Origin of the sequence: Hyphomicrobium sp. GJ21 (genome assembly GCF_001006785.1) — a bacterium.
Lineage (GTDB): Bacteria > Pseudomonadota > Alphaproteobacteria > Rhizobiales > Hyphomicrobiaceae > Hyphomicrobium_B.
The window spans coordinates 544,013-561,778 of sequence record NZ_CDHO01000003.1 but is presented as its reverse complement, the minus strand read 5'-3'; the positions used below and the strand labels follow the sequence as shown (position 1 = coordinate 561,778).

At 60.2% G+C, this 17,766-nt stretch carries 15 protein-coding genes; 10 read left to right on the top strand and 5 right to left on the bottom strand.

Annotated features, from left to right (window positions below; genetic code table 11):
• Positions 1-17: 17 nt before the first annotated feature.
• The 7 genes from HYPGJ_RS11000 (at position 18) to HYPGJ_RS10970 (ending at position 9,608) form a co-directional block, all read left to right on the top strand.
• Positions 18-704, top strand: coding sequence for a GXGXG domain-containing protein (locus HYPGJ_RS11000; protein WP_046847212.1), 687 nt, complete (start codon positions 18-20; stop codon positions 702-704).
• Positions 704-2,044 carry an FMN-binding glutamate synthase family protein gene (locus tag HYPGJ_RS10995; protein ID WP_046847211.1) on the top strand — a complete coding sequence of 447 codons (1,341 nt, stop codon included), beginning with the start codon at positions 704-706 and terminating at the stop codon, positions 2,042-2,044. The genes HYPGJ_RS11000 and HYPGJ_RS10995 overlap by 1 nt, the downstream gene beginning before the upstream one ends.
• Before the next feature lie 52 nt (positions 2,045-2,096).
• Positions 2,097-3,431, top strand: a complete 1,335-nt coding sequence (gene glnT / locus HYPGJ_RS10990) for a type III glutamate--ammonia ligase (RefSeq protein WP_046847210.1) — start codon at positions 2,097-2,099, stop codon at positions 3,429-3,431.
• A 137-nt stretch (positions 3,432-3,568) separates the two neighbouring features.
• The gene (locus HYPGJ_RS10985) at positions 3,569-4,288 is read left to right on the top strand and encodes a type 1 glutamine amidotransferase (RefSeq protein ID WP_046847209.1); all 720 of its coding nucleotides are present in this window, start codon (positions 3,569-3,571) and stop codon (positions 4,286-4,288) included.
• Positions 4,289-4,707: 419 nt separating this feature from the next.
• The gene (locus tag HYPGJ_RS10980; protein WP_046847208.1) at positions 4,708-7,401 is read left to right on the top strand and encodes a TonB-dependent receptor; all 2,694 of its coding nucleotides are present in this window, start codon (positions 4,708-4,710) and stop codon (positions 7,399-7,401) included.
• A 191-nt stretch (positions 7,402-7,592) separates the two neighbouring features.
• Positions 7,593-8,690 carry a glycoside hydrolase family 3 N-terminal domain-containing protein gene (locus tag HYPGJ_RS10975; protein ID WP_046847207.1) on the top strand — a complete coding sequence of 366 codons (1,098 nt, stop codon included), beginning with the start codon at positions 7,593-7,595 and terminating at the stop codon, positions 8,688-8,690.
• 174 nt (positions 8,691-8,864) lie between these two features.
• Positions 8,865-9,608: a DUF2470 domain-containing protein gene (locus tag HYPGJ_RS10970; protein WP_046847206.1), complete on the top strand. Its 744-nt coding sequence runs from the start codon at positions 8,865-8,867 to the stop codon at positions 9,606-9,608.
• Here the strand turns inward: HYPGJ_RS10970 and HYPGJ_RS10965 are convergent.
• From HYPGJ_RS10965 to HYPGJ_RS10945, 5 genes are all read right to left on the bottom strand, one after another.
• Positions 9,508-10,323: a DNA-3-methyladenine glycosylase gene (locus HYPGJ_RS10965; protein ID WP_046847205.1), complete on the bottom strand. Its 816-nt coding sequence runs from the start codon at positions 10,321-10,323 to the stop codon at positions 9,508-9,510. The two genes, HYPGJ_RS10970 and HYPGJ_RS10965, sit on opposite strands and share 101 nt — an antisense overlap.
• Positions 10,324-10,382: 59 nt before the next feature.
• Entirely contained in the window at positions 10,383-10,829 is a 447-nt protein-coding gene (gene msrB / locus HYPGJ_RS10960; RefSeq protein WP_046847204.1) for a peptide-methionine (R)-S-oxide reductase MsrB, read from the bottom strand.
• A 144-nt stretch (positions 10,830-10,973) separates the two neighbouring features.
• Entirely contained in the window at positions 10,974-12,107 is a 1,134-nt protein-coding gene (locus HYPGJ_RS10955; protein ID WP_046847203.1) for a DUF2778 domain-containing protein, read from the bottom strand.
• Between the two features lie 141 nt (positions 12,108-12,248).
• A complete protein-coding gene (locus HYPGJ_RS10950) occupies positions 12,249-12,458 on the bottom strand; it encodes a zf-HC2 domain-containing protein (RefSeq protein ID WP_013214563.1) in 210 nt (69 codons plus the stop codon).
• A gap of 2 nt (positions 12,459-12,460) precedes the next feature.
• Positions 12,461-13,051: a sigma-70 family RNA polymerase sigma factor gene (locus HYPGJ_RS10945; RefSeq protein ID WP_046847202.1), complete on the bottom strand. Its 591-nt coding sequence runs from the start codon at positions 13,049-13,051 to the stop codon at positions 12,461-12,463.
• 170 nt (positions 13,052-13,221) lie between these two features.
• Between HYPGJ_RS10945 and HYPGJ_RS10940 the strand changes: the two genes are divergently transcribed.
• The 3 genes from HYPGJ_RS10940 to HYPGJ_RS10930 all read left to right on the top strand — a co-directional run bounded on the left by HYPGJ_RS10940 (position 13,222) and on the right by HYPGJ_RS10930 (position 17,750).
• Positions 13,222-14,202: a catalase family peroxidase gene (locus tag HYPGJ_RS10940; RefSeq protein ID WP_046847201.1), complete on the top strand. Its 981-nt coding sequence runs from the start codon at positions 13,222-13,224 to the stop codon at positions 14,200-14,202.
• Between the two features lie 317 nt (positions 14,203-14,519).
• Positions 14,520-15,827 carry an MFS transporter gene (locus HYPGJ_RS10935; RefSeq protein ID WP_046847200.1) on the top strand — a complete coding sequence of 436 codons (1,308 nt, stop codon included), beginning with the start codon at positions 14,520-14,522 and terminating at the stop codon, positions 15,825-15,827.
• Positions 15,828-16,589: 762 nt separating this feature from the next.
• Positions 16,590-17,750, top strand: coding sequence for a ligand-binding protein (locus tag HYPGJ_RS10930; protein WP_046847199.1), 1,161 nt, complete (start codon positions 16,590-16,592; stop codon positions 17,748-17,750).
• The last annotated feature ends 16 nt before the right edge of the window (positions 17,751-17,766 follow it).

Here is a 17,766-nt window from a genome sequence, read left to right as displayed (position 1 = left end):
AGCTAGGGTGCCGACATATGAGAACGATCGATCTCGCGAAGAGTTCGCTGCGCGAACTCAATGAAGACCTTCACCGTCAAGACTCGGGCGCCAATGAAGCGTCGTGGGAAGTTTTAAATCCGCGCGGGCAGCACGCCATCGCGGTTGGCGTCGACGCTCCGATTGCCATCGACGTCAAGGGTAGCGTTGGCTACTACTGCGGCGGCATGAACAAGCAGGCGGCAATCACGGTTCACGGTTCGGCCGGTCCGGGCGTTGCCGAGAACATGATGTCGGGCAAGGTCGTCATCAAAGGCGACGCCAGCCAATACGCCGGCGCTACGGGCCGTGGCGGCATGCTGGTCATCGAAGGCAACGCATCCTCGCGTTGCGGCATCTCGATGAAGGGCATCAACATCGTCGTCAATGGCAACATCGGCCATATGTCGGCGTTCATGGCGCAGTCCGGTCATCTCGTCGTGTGCGGCGATGCTGGCGATGCGCTTGGCGACTCGATCTACGAAGCGAAGCTGTTCGTCCGCGGCAAAGTCAAAAGCCTCGGCGCCGACTGCATCGAGAAGGAAATGCGTCCCGAGCATCATGAGACGCTGACGAAGCTTCTCAAGGACGCTGGACTTTCGAACGTCAAGTCGAGCGAATTCAAGCGCTACGGTTCGGCCCGTAAGCTTTATAACTTCAACATCGATAACGCGGACGCATACTGATGAGCTATCATAACCCCCAGACCACGCCGCGGAAATCCTGGACGTTCGACGATTATACGTTGTCGGAAATCCGTCGTGCATCAGCGACCGGCATCTATGACATCCGTGGCGGCGGCTCGAAACGCCACCTGCCGCACTTCGACGACCTCCTGTTCCTCGGCGCGTCGGTTTCACGTTATCCGCTCGAAGGATACCGTGAGAAATGCTCGACGACGGTTACGCTCGGAACGCGCTTCGCGAAGAAGCCGATCGAACTCAAGATCCCGATCACGATCGCGGGCATGAGCTTCGGCGCGCTCTCGGCTAACGCCAAGGAAGCGCTGGGCCGCGGTGCAAGCATCGCCGGCACGTCGACGACGACGGGCGACGGCGGCATGACGCCGGAAGAACGCGGACAGTCCAAGACGCTCGTCTATCAGTACCTGCCGTCACGCTACGGCATGAACCCGGACGATCTTCGCAAAGCCGACGCGATCGAAGTCGTTGTCGGTCAGGGTGCGAAGCCCGGCGGCGGCGGCATGCTGCTCGGCCAGAAGATCTCGGATCGCGTCGCAGAGATGCGCAACCTTCCGAAAGGCATCGACCAGCGCTCGGCTTGCCGTCACCCGGACTGGACGGGACCGGACGATCTTGAAATCAAGATCCTCGAGCTGCGCGAAATCACGGAATGGGAAAAGCCGATCTATGTGAAGGTCGGTGGTACGCGCCCGTACTATGACACGGCTCTCGCGGTCAAAGCCGGCGCCGACGTCATCGTTCTCGATGGCATGCAGGGCGGCACTGCCGCAACGCAGGAAGTCTTCATCGAGCACGTCGGTCTGCCGATCCTCGCATGTATCCGTCCGGCGGTGCAGGCACTGCAGGATCTCGGTATGCATCGCAAGGTTCAGCTCATCGTTTCGGGCGGAATCAGAAACGGTGCCGACGCGGCCAAGGCTCTCGCTCTTGGTGCGGACGCGGTTTCGATCGGTATGGCCGCTCTGGTAGCGCTCGGCGATAACGATCCGGCCCTCAACGCCGAGTATGCGAAGATCGGCACCGAAGCCGGCGCCTATGACGACTGGCACGAGGGCAAAGACCCTGCCGGCATCACGACGCAGGATCCGGAGCTGTCGAAGCTTCTCGATCCGGTTCGTGCCGGCCGCCGTCTCGCCAACTACCTCAAGGTGATGACCCTCGAGATTCAGACCGTGGCTCGCGCCGCCGGTCACAACAATATTCACAATCTCGAGCCGGAAGATCTTTGCGCACTGACGATGGAAGCCGCTGCGATGGCACGTGTGCCGCTCGCCGGAACGAACTGGATTCCTGGAGTCAATAATGGGGCGGGCGGCTTGTAAGCCGCCCCTTCTATTTAAATAATACAAACGACAAAAATCACGGGAGTGATAAATGCCTTTAGATCTAGCTCCGAGTGCGCAAGATCTCGACTTGGCGACGATCGCGAAAGAACGCGGTATCCGCTATTTCATGATCTCGTTCACCGACCTTTTCGGTTATCAACGCGCTAAACTCGTGCCTGCTTCGGCGATCGCCGATATGCAGAAGGACGGTGCAGGTTTCGCCGGTTTCGCAACCTGGCTCGACATGACGCCGGCGCATCCGGATCTTTTCGGCGTCCCCGATCCGACGTCGCTGATCCAGCTCCCGTGGAACCGTGAGATCGGCTGGGTTGCCGCCGACCTCGTCATGGAAGACAAGCCGGTTGCCCAGGCTCCGCGCGTCATCCTCAAAAAGCTGCGCGAGCAGGCCGCCGCCAAAGGTCTCTACGTCAAGACCGGCGTCGAATGCGAGTTCTTCCTGACCAACTCCGACGGCACGCAGGTGTCGGACGGCAAGGACAACGCCGCGAAGCCCTGCTACGACCAGCAGGCGCTGATGCGCCGTTATGATGTGATCGCCGAAATCTGCGATTACATGCAGGAGCTGAACTGGGGCGCATACCAGAACGACCACGAAGACGCGAACGGCCAGTTCGAGATGAACTGGAACTTCGACGAGTCGCTGCTCACTGCAGACCGCCACGCGTTCTTCAAGTTCATGACGCGTGCGATCGCCGAGAAGCACGGTCTTCGCGCCACGTTCATGCCGAAGCCGTTCATGAACCTCACCGGCAACGGTTGCCACGCGCATATCTCGGTCTGGGATAAGTCGGGCAAGGTCAACGCGTTCTATGATGGGTCCGACGAGATGGGCCTGTCGAAGCAGGGCTATCACTTCCTCGGCGGCATCATGCGCCACGCGGAAGCTCTCGCAGCCATCACCAACCCGACGATCAACTCGTACAAGCGCATCAACGCGCCGAGAACGGCTTCGGGTGCAACGTGGGCGCCGAACTCGGTCACCTGGACCGGCAACAACCGCACGCACATGGTTCGCGTGCCGGGCAAGGGCCGCTTCGAGATCCGTTTGCCGGATGGCGCCGTGAACCCGTACCTGTTGCAGTCGGTCATCATTGCTGCAGGCCTCAGCGGCATCAACAAGTCGGCTGATCCGGGCAAGCGCCAGGACATCGACATGTACCAGGACGGTCATCTCGTGAAGGATGCGCCGAAACTGCCGCTCAATCTGCTCGATGCCTTGAGGAACTTCGACAAGGACACGGAGCTCAAGGAAGCACTCGGCGTGGAATTCTCCGACTCTTACATCAAGATGAAGATGAAGGAGTGGAACTCGTACGTGTCCCACCTCACGCAGTGGGAACGCGACCACACGCTCGACATCTGACGGACGGCAGGGAGGGTGCCAAGATTCTCCCTGATCGATCATCTTTCGAACTCGCAGACGTTTTCCGTCTGCGAGTTCGTGTCGTTTAAGAGCCCTAACGCTCGCGCGCATCGAGATGCAGAAGGTGGATTGAGCCGATGAAAATTCTGGTACTTCAGCACGTCGATGTCGAGCATCCCGGAATTTTTCGGGAGTTCTTCAAAGCCGATGGATGGACGTGGGATACCGTCGAGCTTGATGCCGGAGAGACGGTGCCGGATCTGTCGGCATACGACATGATGGTCGTTATGGGCGGTCCTCAGGACGTCTGGCAGGAAGACAAGTATCCGTGGCTTGTTGCTGAGAAAGCCGCGATCCGAAAATTCGTCGTCGATCTCGGCCGGCCGTATCTCGGCATATGCCTTGGACACCAGCTTCTCGCTGCCGCGATTGGCGGCGAGGTCGCGCTGGGGAAGACTCCGGAAGTCGGTCTATTGACCGTGAAGCAAACCCAGGCGGGTTTGAACGATCGTATTTTCCGAGGCATCTCAGATCCGATCGATGTCTTGCAATGGCATGGCGCCGAAGTCGTCAGCCTGCCCGACGACGCGCATGTGCTGGCATCGTCGGATGCCTGCGCGGTGCAAGCTTTCCGCTATCGCGATAATGCTTACGGCTTCCAATTCCACGTCGAGATCATGGAACAGACGGTGGCGGATTGGGCGGCGATCCCGGTCTACGCGCAGGCTCTTGACGTCGCGCTCGGGAAGGGTGCCGCCGGGCGGCTCAAGTCTGATGTTGCCGAACGGCTGCCGGCGTTCAATCGAACTGCAAAGACGATCTACGATAATTTCAAGAGCGGTCTGCGGTTGGCCTAATCGCGGCGTTCACACGATCCTTTGATCGCGTCGCCTTTGCGGCGCGGTCGTTCGCGACTCGGCAATCGCATTTTCATCGTCCGGCGTCTGCACGACGCTGGCACGCCCTGGCGGCAGAGAATCATTCTCCGCCTTTGATAGGCAACCTCAAAAACACTCACTCAAAAATCGGGAAAAACTTCCCGATTATCCGATGCTGCATTCCTATTATTCCGTGACTTAGTGATGCTTTCGCCACGACTGTGTAGGGAAATCCCGATCGGGAAGTAATCCTATCCGAGCAAGGATTGACCCACCCTGCAAAAGCCCATTTCCGTAGCTTGTGGCGGTTTTTGGGCTTTACCGCTGGGGACGTCCGCTCCTGAACATTTGCCAGTGAAAGGCAAGGGGGGAAGCGGGAACATGGGGGAATACGGGACATGAGGCGTCATCTTTTTGCGTCGGCAGCGGTCATCGCGTTGTTTGCGGTGTGCGATGGCGTCGCTTCTGCGCAGGCACAGGATGCCGGAGCGACCTCACAAAACCCGCCGGCTGCGGCGGATCAGGCGCCAGCTGCCGCGCAACAAGCGCCGGCCGACTCCGGGGGCAACCTCCCTGAAGTCAAAGTGATCCAGCAGCAGGCCAAACCGAAGCCGGTGAAGCAGGCTCAGAAGAAGCCGAAAGCTCAACCGCAACCTGCGCCTCAGCCTGTGGCGGAAGCAGCGCCGCAAGCTCCGGTAGAGACGTCGACGTCAGAAGTTCCGCCGTCCAATGTGAAGATGTCGCCGTTTGGGGCGAGTTCAATTCCTGTCGAGAAGGTTCCTGCAGCCGTTTCGCAGGTCACGGCGACCGACTTCAAGCGCGATGAAACCGTCATTCCGCAGGAAGCGCTGCAAGCTCGCGTGCCGGGCATCATCGTCGGCGACCTGCAGGGCAATCAGTTCCAGACAAACGTTCAATACCGCGGCTTTGAAGCCTCGCCCGTCAACGGCGTAGCGCAGGGTCTCGCCGTCTATCAGAACGGCACCCGCATCAACGAAGCCTTCGGCGATACCGTGAACTGGGATTTCCTGCCGTCGAACGCCATCAACAACATCACGGTGATGAGCGGCAATCCGATCTTCGGTCTCAACGCCCTTGGCGGTGCGATCAATATCGAGATGAAGGACGGCTTCAACTATCAGGGCGCCGAAGTCGACACACGCTTCGGCTCGTTCGGACGCAAGCAGGTTTCGACACAAGCTGGCCAGCAGGTCGGCAACTTCGGGATCTATGGCGCGTTCGAAGCCATCAATGACGACGGCTTCCGCGATTTCTCCGATGCTGAAGTGCGCCGCGGATACCTGGATCTCGGCTTCAAGAACGCCTGGTCGGAGTTCCACTTCAACTTCACCGGCGCGGACAACCATGTCGGCGTGACGGCAGCGGCTCCTGAGGAGCTGCTTGCGGAACGCGGCTGGGATCGCACCTTCACGTCGCCGCAGACGACGGACAATATGCTCCAGCTTTATCAGCTGAACGGCACGGTCAAGGCGACCGACACGCTGTCGATCTCGGGCAACGCCTACTACCGCCGTTTCAAGCAGAAGCACGTTGACGGCAATATCGCCGAGGCAGAGGAGTGCGATGACGCGCCCGGCCTTCTGTGTATCGAAGACGGTATCGCGTTTGGCAAGCCGGGAACGCCGGGCGTTAATCCGGACGGCACGATCAACTTCGATCCAACCGCGCATTATGGCTCCATCGATCGTACGAGCCAGGACGCAGATAGCTGGGGCATCGCCTTGCAGGCGACCGACAAGTCTCGTCTTTTTGGCTACCGCAACCAGTTCACCGTCGGCACGAGCTACGATCACGGCCGTGTCGGTTATACGGCGAACAGTGAGCTTGGCACGTTCCTTCCGCGCTTCGTTGTGGCGGGCACCGGTATCAAGTTCGTCGCTCCGCCGGATGATGACGATTGCCCAGTGCCCGTCGCGCCCGGAGAAGAATGCGGTTCCGACGACGTCACGCCGCGCAACCTGACGACGACGAACGATTATTTCGGCGCGTACTTCCTCAATACGACAGACCTCACCGATCGCCTCGCTTTGACGGTTGGCGGCCGCTTCAACTTCGCGCAGATCAAGATCAAGAACAACACGGACAGCGAAGAACTCGAAGCGCTGAACGGCACCAACACGTACAACCGTTTCAATCCGATGGCTGGTTTGACCTATCAGCTTGCTCCGGGCCTCTCGCTCTATGGCGGCTACTCGGAGGCCAACCGTGCACCGACGCCTGCGGAGATCGCGTGCTCCGATCCGGAACTGCCGTGCATCATCGAGAGCTTCCTGACCGCCGACCCGCCGCTCAAGCAAGTCGTGTCGCGGACGGTTGAGCTCGGTATCCGCGGCGAGCAGGGCCTTGGATGGACGGGGGACCGGCTTAACTGGAGCCTCGGCGTTTTCCGCACGCTCAATACGGACGATATCCTGAGCGTCGCGGATGCGACCTCGAATGGCCGCGGCTACTTCCTGAACGCCGGCGATACGCTGCGCCAGGGCGTCGAGGCGAGCGTCGAATACCGGTCGCGCCGGCTCTATGCCTACGCCAACTACACTTATCTCGATGCGACGTTCAGGGACTCGATCCAGTTGTCGTCGCCTGACAATCCGCATGCGGTGGTATGCGATGGCGCCCCGGATCCTACGGACGATGACGCTCCGCATTGCGTCAACGTGCGTCCCGGCGATACCCTGCCGGGCACGCCGCGGCATCGCTTCAAGGTCGGCTTCGACTATTGGCTGACACAGAAGTGGAAGTTCGGTTCGGACCTCGTCGCTCTGAGCAGCCAGTTCTTCACCGGCGACGAAGGCAACCAGGACAGCCCGCTGCCGGGATTTGCGAGACTTAACCTGCATACGTCCTACGATGTGACGGATCACATCCAGATCTATGGCTTGTTCGAGAACGTCTTCGATCGTCGCTACGGGCTCTATGGCACCTACTACAACGCCGAGCTTGCCAACGTGGGCGGCGCTGCCGACACCCCGCCGATCGAGTTCGAAGAGCCGGACGAGGGTGGCCGTCAACGCTCGATTACACCTGCCCTACCGTTCGCTGCCTACGGTGGCGTGAAGGTGAAGTTCTAACTCTCTCGAGCTTCTTCCCGTGCTGAGGAAACGGCGGACTTCGGTCCGCCGTTTTCTTTTTTGGGGGCGGCGAGAAGGCCTGGCTCGTCAAGTTTCCGCCGAGCTTATTGCGGTGGAGCTGCAGGTGTCATAATGCGGGCTCAGTCCTATTGTGGCGTTCCATATCGTTTCAGCGGCAAGAAGATTTCAGCATGTCCAGCCCCGACCTCGCGAGCGTGGGAGATCATTTCATCGTCGGATTGCGTCCGACGACGTCGCTCGATCCCGCAGATCGCGCGTTGCTTCGCGATCTGCGGCCGGCGGGGATCATTCTTTACAAAAGCAATTTCTGCCACGACCTGCCTTATGAGGCATGGCTCGCCAACCATGCCAAGCTCGTCAGCGACGTCCGGGAAGTGACCGGACGAGGGCGTCTGTTCATCGCCATCGATCATGAAGGCGGCAGGGTTTGCCGGACGCCTGCGCCCATCACGCGGTACACGTATGCGCGTGCGTGGGGCGAAGACGCGGGCGCGGTCGGTGCTGCGATGGGAGCGGAGCTTGCATCGTTGGGCATCAATCTCAGTTTCGCTCCCGTCCTCGACATCGACAGCAATCCGAAAAATCCGGTGATTGGTGCGCGGTCGTTCGATACGACCGTCGAAGGCGTGGTTGCAAAGGCGCTTACCTTCGCAAAGGCGATGGAAGGCCAGGGCGTGCGCGCATGCGGCAAGCACTTTCCCGGTCACGGCGATACGCAGGTCGATTCGCATCTCGAGCTGCCGGTGATCGACGCCACCGTCGATGAACTTCGGCGGCGCGAGTTGCAGCCCTTCGCGGCGGCGATCGGTGCGGGCATCGGCATGATCATGACATCGCACATTCTGTTCCGGGCGATCGATCCGGATTGGCCGGCGACCTTGTCGCGCAAGATCACGCACGGCCTGTTGCGCGAGGAGATGGGTTTCGAAGGCGTGATCGTGTCGGACGATGTCAGCATGCGCGCAGTCAGCCGTCTGTTCGACAATCCGGACATGGCGGTCAATTTCATGGCGGCCGGTAATGACATGCTCATGATCTGTGCGCACTGGGGAGATACGGAGCGTGCACGACCGTTGGCGGAACGGGTGATAGAAGCTCGCCGCTCCGGAGCGCTCAGCGGCGCGGATCTCGATCGTTCCAAAGCGCGCGTCGATCGGATGCTCGCGACGACGTCGCAGAATTCCGTCACTCGTCTTTCCGAGGATGTTCTTCGCGCTCACGCAAAAGCGGGCGCGTTATTTTCAGATGCGACGGTGGAAGTCATCTAGAGCGCGCCGCTGCCTGCGCGGTTGTGCAAATTCACTCGTTTTTATGCGCCAATTCGCCGACGTGGTTGCGGACGGGAGATTTCCTTCTGCCGATATATTTCTTGCGCTCAGCGATCAATTTCGACATAGCGAACTGGGGTTTCGAAGCCAGCTATTGTCTTGGCAGAGGAAGAAATGACAGCAGAAAAGAAAGACGTTCTTCAACCGGTCGATGATACCGCGCGACGGCTCGGCAAAACGCTGATCCGCACGGCGCGGCAGGCGGCGTTAGGAACAATCGATCCCGTCGATGGCTCTCCGTTCGTGTCGCGCGTCAGTCTCGCGACGGCGATGGACGGCTCTCCGATCTTTCTCATTTCCCGCTTATCCGGGCATTTCAACAATCTTGAAAAAGATGCACGCTGTTCGCTGCTGGTCGGCGAACCGGGCAAGGGCGATCCGCTTGCGCACGCGCGCATCACGCTGATCGGTACGGCGGCAATCGTGCCTGCGGGAAGCGAACGCGATAACATTCGGCGGCGCTATCTCAGCCGCCATCCGAAGTCTTCTCTCTATGCGGACTTTCCGGATTTTGCGTTCTGGAAATTCAAGATTGTGCGCGCGTCGCTCAATGGCGGCTTCGGCAAGGCTTTCGCGCCGAAGGTCAGCGATCTTACGACGCCGCTCGAAGGCGTCGAGGGTCTCGCAGATATGGAAGAAGGCGCGGTTTCGCATATGAATTCCGATCATGCGGACGCCGTCGAGAAATATGCAAAGCAGGTGGGCGCCAAGAATTCCGGATGGAAGCTCGCGGCTCTCGATCCGGAGGGGCTCGATCTCACGTCTGGGGACGACGTCGCGCGTTTGTGGTTCGACGCGCCGCTGCAGTCGGCACAGGATCTGAGACCGGTTCTGGTCGCGCTCGCGAAGAAGGCGTGAGACGCATCGGTCGCGTGTTCGGCGTCGGCGGGATACTGCCGGCGCCCGCACGACTTTCGGGGACGGGCGCGCCGTCGCGTTTGCGTGCAACTTTATAATATGCCCACCAGAGGTGCGCGGCGACGCCTCTGAATGGCCGCCAGTCTTCCGCCAAGGGGTTCATTTCCTTGGCGGTTGGACGCGACGGGAGATCAAGCCCGATGCGCATGGCTTCCTGCACGGCAAGGTCGCCCGCGGGCCAGGCATCGCCGTGGCCAAGGCAGAACAAGAGATAGATATCGGCAGTCCACGGTCCGACGCCATGCAGCGACGTTAGGATGCGGTGGGCTTCGTCGGCATCGGCGTCAGCGAGCGCATCGAGGTCGAGCCGCTTGTCCGCGATCTCCTGCGCAATATGCTTGAGCGTTTTGATTTTCGCCGCCGACAATCCGAGGCGCGCAAGCCGGTCGTCGCGCGAACGAAGCAACGCGTCGTGATGAAACGGATCGAACGCGATTTCGAGCCGCGACCAGATCGCGGACGCGCTCGCGATCGAGAGCTGTTGGCCGACGACGATTGCCGCCAGTCCGGGCAGTCCCGCGGGCCGGCGCCTGAGTTGAGGCATGCCGGTCTGCGCGAGGATGGGGCGAAGCCTCGGATCACGCCGCGCAAGTTTTTTCACGGCGTGTTCGAGATCGGCTTGCGTGTCGAGGCGATAAATCGCGTTATTTCGCACGAAGCGTGCCTCGCCCTTACTTGAATGGCTCGCGGATCATTCTCTCGGATGCCGCGCGGTCAGCGAATATCCTGCACTTGATCAAGATAGGCGGCGTAGCCTTGCGCTTCCATGTCATCGCGATGAATGAAGCGAAGCGACGCCGAGTTGATGCAATAGCGAAGCCCGCCTTTGTCGCGAGGACCGTCGGGAAACACGTGGCCGAGGTGACTGTCGCCGTGCTTGGAGCGGACTTCGGTGCGCACCATGCCGTGGGTCGCGTCGTGCTTTTCGTTGATGTTCGTTGCGACGATGGGCTTGGTGAAGCTCGGCCAGCCGCAGCCGGATTCGTATTTGTCGGACGATGCGAACAACGGTTCGCCCGATACGACATCGACGTAAATGCCCGGCTCCTTATTGTACAAATACTCGCCCGTGCCGGGGCGCTCGGTGCCGCTCTCCTGCGTCACGCGATATTGCTCCGGCGAAAGACGGGCGATGGCATCCTTGTCTTTCGAGTACTTCATTCTGCGTTCCTCCAGTGTCGCCGCCGTTCCGGGGTGTTTTTCGATGTGGCGGGCGTCCTTGTTACATGGCCCGCTTATGGCGTGATGACGCAATTACGGGCGAGCGCAAGACACGATTTCGCGCCAGCATAACCGCCAACCGGCTTATTTGAAAATCGAGGTCAGCGAGAACGAGGATGCAACGACGATTGGGGGATTTTCCGCAACCTGCGGATAGGGCTCGTCGACGTAGACGCTGAGGCCGTTGGCGCGCGCATTCTTGATCAGCGAGGCGACATAAGCCCAGCCATTGGGTTCAAGGCCGAGGCAGGCCTCCGACATTTCACCCTTCAGGCGTTCGTGGATTGCGATATTGCCGCGCGCAAGGATGGCTGACGTCTGCTGCGGCGTATACTGCTCCTTGCCCCAGAGCTTCTTGAGGTAAACGCCGATGACGTAGCGCTTTATCGTCGGCCCCCAGGTGACGCGCTGATCCTTGTTCGCCGAGAACGTGTATTCGCCGGGCGGCAAAGGCCCGACTGCACGCGTCGCAAGGCAGTCGGGGTCGGGATTGTTTCTGCAGACTTCGCGGCCGGAGATGGCCCAGGCGATCGTCTGGCCGCGTGCGCCGCCTTCGGTGATGACGAACAGGCGGCCGGTTTTGATCGTATAGCCCAAGCGGAAGTTTCCGACCGCAGCCGGGACTTCATGCACGACGTCCTGGAACGGATTGCAGATCTCGCCGCCGGTCAGCTTTCGAGGATAACCCTTGTGCTGGATCGTGACGTAGTCGACGCCTTCGGCGCAATCCCACTGCGGCAAAACTTTCTTGCTCGCGAGGCTGATGGCGCGTGCGGGCGGTATTGGCGACGGCGCCGGTGTTGTTTTGGCTTTCGGCGTCGCCGCGACTTTCGGTTCCCAGGCACCGGGCGGAAGCGCGGCTTCCGTCGGCGGAGGCTGTGCCATGCGCGGCATATTCCGGATTTGCTCGCATTCGGCTGACAGCTTCGGTGGCTGGATCTGTTTCGCGGCGAGTTTTCTTGCCGACGCACCGCTCGCGCCGTGCTCGATGTAAGCTTTAACGAGCGCGTGCTGAACCTCGATCTGCTCGTCGGAAAGCTCGAAAATGCAGTTCTCGTAGATCTGGTCGCCGACTTTGCCGAAAAAGTCTGCGATCTGGCCAGCTGCTTCGGCAGGATTCGGGGGCTGCTGAGCGCGTCCGGGCGAACCCGTCAGCAGCATGCCAGCGGCGGCGAGGACGAGCAGTCTCGACAGAGATGTTGTTGGTTTGTCGATCACGTGGTTCCGCCCGGCCCGATTCACTCGCTAGTCATAGCGCATGAGTCTGGGCAAGAGCGAGGCGCGGTTGCTTCCAAATTTGAATTGAAACTCAATCCGTTATCTCTGCGGGCGAGAAAAATCGTGCGGCGGAGGGCTGGCTCAGCCGGTCTCGTCTTTTTCCGCTCTGCTGTTTCCGAGATAATGGTCGAGCTGTTTGAAAAGGACGGCGAACTGCGTGCTCGCGCCTTTGCAGTAGGGGCATTCCGCGATGTGGCCCTCGAGGTCCTGCAATTCTTCTTTCGAAAGCGTGCGCTCGCGAGATTCACTGACGAGCCAGGTTGAGTCCTTGCAGGTGATCGGGTTCGTCATCGTCAATCTCGCTGCCAATTCAAGTCGAGGCAAAGCCGCAACTGCATCCGCGCCCTGTACAGCAGAATGCGCAGGTTGCCCTGGGTGATCCCGAGTTCCCGGCAAATCTCGGGCGGCTCGAGTTCGAGCCATTCGCGCATCAGAAACGCGCGTGAGGTTCGGGCCGGAAGGCGCGTCATGCACACTTCAAGGACTTTGAAGAATGCATCGCGCTCCGCGACGGTGTGAGGGTTCGTCCAGACGTCCTTGGTGTCGATCCAGCAGCCGCTGTCATTGAACAGCGTGTCGAAGGTGCGGGAATTGTCGTCGTCGATGGCGGCATGTTCGGCGGGGAGCTCGCTGTCACGCCGTCGCGACTTGGACTGATCGCGCATGATGTCGAGAATCTTGAAGCGCAGGATGGAGAAAAGCCACGTTCGCAGCGTCGAGCGGCGTTCGAAACTGTCGGCTTTCTCGATCGCTGCAAGAAGCGCTTCCTGCGTTGCGTCCTCGGCCGCCGCCGCGTTCTTCAGCTGCGTCAGCGCCATCCGATAGAGCAGCGGCCTGTATTCGGCGGCTTCCTCGGCGATCGTTTTGCGAAGGCGGGTGTCCATGTCGATAAAATTCGTCCGAACAGGGCGTAACGTCCGGATGTTCTCGCCCGACTAATCAGCAAACCAAACGCAAATCTACGTGACACGGCTGGCGATCGGCAGTCGCGACCGGTGGTCGTGTGTGCGGGGTGGGTTCGTTCGAATGCGTCGTTCCAAACGGGAGATCGGTTATGAAGGAAGCTGCTATTCCGCTGCTGATTGCCGCCGCGATTTCATTGCTCGCTATCAATGCCAAGGCCGAGGACGTTCCGCCCGACGCGATGGTCGATGCCGTCAACGGCGTATTCGGCGTGCACGAGGGTGCGCGCGCCGTTCATGCCAAAGGCACGGTTCTGACCGGGACGTTCGCTGCCTCGCCCGAAGCCGCCGCGCTGTCGAAGGCGCCGCATTTGCAGGCGGGTTCGACTGTGCCGGTCACTGTGCGGTTGTCGAACTTCGCCGGTATTCCGACGATTGCGGATAATGACGGCTTGGCCAGTCCGCGCGGCATGGCCGTGAAGTTCAAGCTCGCGGATGGTTCGGAGACAGACATCGTCGCGCATTCGTTCAACGGCTTTCCCGTCGCGACTACCGGTGAGTTCCGCCAGCTTCTCATCGCGCTTGGGACGAGCAAGCCCGATACGCCAAAGCCGACGCCGCTCGATACGTTCCTTGGCGATCATCCAATTGCCAAGACCTTCCTGACTGCCGCGAAGCCCAATCCGGTGAGCTTCGCCAGCCTGCCGTACTATGCGGTGAACGCCTTCAAGCTCACGAACAAGGACGGCAAGGCGGCGTTCGTCCGCTACCAAATCGTGCCGACTGGGGGAGAGCACTATCTGAGCGACGCGGATGCGAAGGCGGCGGCCGCTTCCTACCTGAGCGACGAAATCAAAAAGCGCGTCGGCGAAGGTCCGGTGACGTTCACGCTCGTCGCGCAGATCGCGGATGCAGGTGACAAGGTCGACGATCCGTCGCTCGCATGGCCCGCCGATCGCAAGACGGTCCCGCTTGGGACAATCACGCTGACGAAAAGCGCGGGCGACGATGCGGCAAACAAAGAACTCGTCTTCATGCCGAATGCGGTTCCGGCCGGGATAGAGGCTGCCGATCCGATGATTGCGGATCGTGGGGCCGTGTATGCCGCGTCCTTCGCGCGCAGAAATCCTTGAGCCGACGAGAAGGCGGGAGGCTACAGCGCCGAAGGTAGCCCCCGCACCGTGGAGAGAGGCACGGGCTACGTTGCCTCTCTCCATTTTTCTGGACTTCGCGGAGGCTGACCGCGAAGGAGAGCCGTCGCTGGCACGGCCTGGCCCGCTTTTCTTAGCGGCAGCGCAGTTCCAGGCACGAAACTGGCCCAAAGCTGCGTGTCTTGGTGAGGTGGACGGCGCCTGCGGGCTCGTAAGCCGGTTCCGCTTGCGGAGGCTTCCGTTGGCTGAAATATTCCGGCAGCCGAATCGTAATCCACCAGACATCATCGGGTGAGCCTTTGACCGGATCAAAGAACGTCTCGACGCGCCGCGTCCTGTTTGCGAGCCTTGCGGGCACGACGATCGAGTTCTTTGATTTCTACATTTACGCGACGGCGGCGGTTCTCGTTTTTCCGCAATTGTTCTTTCCGAGCGCCGACGCGACGACGGCGACGCTGCAATCCTTTGCGACGTTTTCGATTGCATTTTTCGCGCGCCCCGTCGGCGCTATGCTGTTTGGGCATTTCGGCGATCGCGTCGGACGCAAGGCGACGCTGGTTGCGGCGCTGCTGACGATGGGTCTCGCGACGATCATGATCGGCATCCTGCCGACCTATGAGACGGCGGGCGTCTGGGCTCCATTGCTGCTCGCGCTATGTCGCTTTTTCCAAGGTCTCGGGCTTGGCGGCGAGTGGGGCGGAGCAGTGCTGCTCGCAACGGAAAATGCACCGAAGGATAAGAAGGCGTGGTTCGGCATGTTTCCGCAGCTCGGCGCGCCGATTGGGTTTCTGTGTTCGACGGGCATCTTTCTCGCGATCACTGAACTGCTGACCGATCAGCAATTTCTCACATTCGGCTGGCGGATTCCTTTCATCGCCAGCGCGGTTCTGGTTTTTGTCGGTCTTTATGTGCGCCTGCGCATCTCGGAAACGCCGGCGTTTCAGAAAGCGATCGAGAAGAACGAGCGCGTGCGCGTGCCGTTGGCGACGGTATTTTCGCGGCACTTCGGGCTGCTGATCCTTGGGACATTCGGCGCTTTGGCGACATTCGTTCTGTTTTATCTGATGACGGTTTTTGCCTTGAGCTGGGGGATCAGCAACCTCGGTTATACGCGGCAGCAGTTCCTGCCGATTCAGATGATCGGCGTGATCTTCTTTGGGCTGACTATTCCGCTGTCTGCGTGGCTCGCAGATAAGGTCGGCCGTCAGACGGTTCTGCTTTGGGCGACGGCGCTCATCGGCATCTTCGGGCTGTTGTTTGAACCGCTGTTCGGCGGTGGGAGCGTGGCGAGCGTCGTCGGCTTCATGGTTCTCGGCCTCGCGCTGATGGGCTTTACATACGGCCCGCTCGGCACGGCGCTTTCGGAGCCGTTCCCAGTCGGCGTGCGCTATACGGGGGCGTCGCTGGCGTTCAATCTTGCCGGGATCTTCGGAGCTTCGCTGGCTCCTTACGTTGCGACGACGCTCGCGACGAAGTTCGGCATTCAGGCCGTGGGCTTCTATCTGACGGCGGCGTCGATCATCACATTTCTGGCTCTGTGGGGAATCAGCCGGCATTCACGCGGCGTCCAGACGGCGACTTTGGCCTCGCAGGAGCAGGCTGGCTGATCGTCAGCAGGCGGTCTATTCCGCAGTTTGCCCGTTCATTTGTGAGCATTGATTTGCGGACGCCACATGCGCTCCGCCTATCTGTCTGCGACCATAGTCGACCAATCGCTAAGTTCACTCGCGAATTCAGTTATATCGTGCCAGAGTTCATAAACCTCGTTTTATGGCGCATCGCGAAGTCCCTCTCGCAGATGCAAAATCATTTCTTAGCCAGAAAGTTTTTTTACTTGTGCTCGTGCTCTCCAACATAATACTGCGAGCGGTCGTCAGTACAGATCGCATGTGGTTCCTCATGTCGGGCACGTCAAAAGCACGTCAAGTTCGCGGTGCTTTTTCGAGCGCGCCAAGACCTGCGCGCGATCTGACGGCATCGGAATTCTTCGCGGAACGTGTCGAGGTCCCGTTCAGCCTGGCCTTGGCGCGTGCTCGTGGCGAATGGCCAGGGCGAACGTATTCCTCCTCGATCGTCCTGGTCGATCTGCAAGTGAAGGGGGGTCGTTGTGTTCCACTAGTCCTCGCGGCGCACAAACAGCCTTTTTCCCACTGTGCGTCTAACTCGGCTGGGAGTGACCGCTCTCAGCCGTCTTTTTTCGAGCTCGCAATCGCTAGCGTCGCCCCGGATAGCAAACGTGCGCGCTCTTCGAACCAGTCAGTCCTTCAGCAGCGATCGGGGCGCCATTGAACAGACGCTCATGTCTTTCCGGCTGGCTCAGAGCTGTCCAGCGGTGCCGCGGCTACGTGTGTGAGGCGGATTTTGCGTCCGTGCTTCGCGACGACAGCGAGGTGCAGCCGGACGATGAGCACGCTTCCAGCCAAGATGCCGAGGCAGCGGATGAAGATCGCGCCCGCGTTTGCGTGGGGCTGCCCTGCGCGCTGGCAGGAGCGGAACAGTTTTGCCATTCTCTCGTCGAGTCCGGGCTCGTTCGAAGCGACGAGATCACGCGCGAGACATGTCTGGCACAGTGCTGGCGCGCGCCGGCCATCAGCCGCGACGGACGGATCTACTCAGGCGCTAGCGAGACATCGGACTTCGGACCAGCCGAGTCGTTCGAGCAGTATTGCGCGTCCGGCGGCTATGGGGTTCTGAAAAGCTGTCTGGCCAAGCGGCGCAGTCTCGAAAGCGTTCTCTGCTCACTATCCTCGGCGGCGGTTCGCTCGTTCGAGAAGGCGGATGCGCCATTCGGCGTGCGCATTCGAGAGCTTCGCGCCCGGTACTCGACCGTCAAAATCGTGATGCTCATTGACGAGCATGGGCCCGGCGAAATGGCGCAATCCTTCTTCCTGAGCCAGTTTCCGCAACGGGTTCTTGAAGGCCTGCTGATTGTCGCGCATGCGCTTGGTGCACCGGAGATCGTTCTTTGCTACAGCCGCAGGCATGAGAGTGCGTGTCGCAAGTTCTATAAGGAATTTCTTTTCCTAAAGGACCGTGGACTTGGGGCGAATGTTCGCTTCACGCTGATCGACGCCGAAAGCCAGTCAGAGCAACAGAGCTTGCGCCAGATCTGTCTGACGTCGAACAGCGAGGAGCCGAGCGCGTCGGCACTGATCGCCGATCCCGAGTTCGTCGCTTGGGTGCCTGAAATCGTTGCGACGGGTGATGCGCTCGACGGCGATGCCGCGACCGGTCCGCAAACGCTTTATGCGTTGCTCGGGTGTGTTTCACGACCTGGGATCTACAAGGCGCCGGTGTTCAGCACCGTTCACGAACTCATCGCGCTGGCCGGCGGCATCCGGGCAGGCGAAAGTTTGCATAGCTTCGTTCCAGGCGATTGGGATCGCGTTGCCCTGCCTGCGCATCACAGCAATCTTCGCGTCGATGCAGAAATTCTCGGACACACGGAACGAATGACTTTTCCTATCGTCTTTATTTCAAAAAGCGATAATCTGCAGCGTCAGACGGCGTTTCCCAGTTTCTCAAACTAACGCCGCTGCTCGCAAC

What these genes read in the sequence shown, in the direction of transcription:
- HYPGJ_RS11000 (WP_046847212.1), top strand. Translation starts at nt 18, where the DNA reads ATGAGAACGATCGATCTCGCGAAGAGTTCGCTGCGCGAACTCAATGAA.
- HYPGJ_RS10995 (WP_046847211.1), top strand. Translation starts at nt 704, where the DNA reads ATGAGCTATCATAACCCCCAGACCACGCCGCGGAAATCCTGGACGTTC.
- glnT (WP_046847210.1), top strand. Translation starts at nt 2,097, where the DNA reads ATGCCTTTAGATCTAGCTCCGAGTGCGCAAGATCTCGACTTGGCGACG.
- HYPGJ_RS10985 (WP_046847209.1), top strand. Translation starts at nt 3,569, where the DNA reads ATGAAAATTCTGGTACTTCAGCACGTCGATGTCGAGCATCCCGGAATT.
- HYPGJ_RS10980 (WP_046847208.1), top strand. Translation starts at nt 4,708, where the DNA reads ATGAGGCGTCATCTTTTTGCGTCGGCAGCGGTCATCGCGTTGTTTGCG.
- HYPGJ_RS10975 (WP_046847207.1), top strand. Translation starts at nt 7,593, where the DNA reads ATGTCCAGCCCCGACCTCGCGAGCGTGGGAGATCATTTCATCGTCGGA.
- HYPGJ_RS10970 (WP_046847206.1), top strand. Translation starts at nt 8,865, where the DNA reads ATGACAGCAGAAAAGAAAGACGTTCTTCAACCGGTCGATGATACCGCG.
- msrB (WP_046847204.1), bottom strand. Translation starts at nt 10,829, where the DNA reads ATGAAGTACTCGAAAGACAAGGATGCCATCGCCCGTCTTTCGCCGGAG.
- HYPGJ_RS10950 (WP_013214563.1), bottom strand. Translation starts at nt 12,458, where the DNA reads ATGACGAACCCGATCACCTGCAAGGACTCAACCTGGCTCGTCAGTGAA.
- HYPGJ_RS10945 (WP_046847202.1), bottom strand. Translation starts at nt 13,051, where the DNA reads ATGGACACCCGCCTTCGCAAAACGATCGCCGAGGAAGCCGCCGAATAC.
- HYPGJ_RS10940 (WP_046847201.1), top strand. Translation starts at nt 13,222, where the DNA reads ATGAAGGAAGCTGCTATTCCGCTGCTGATTGCCGCCGCGATTTCATTG.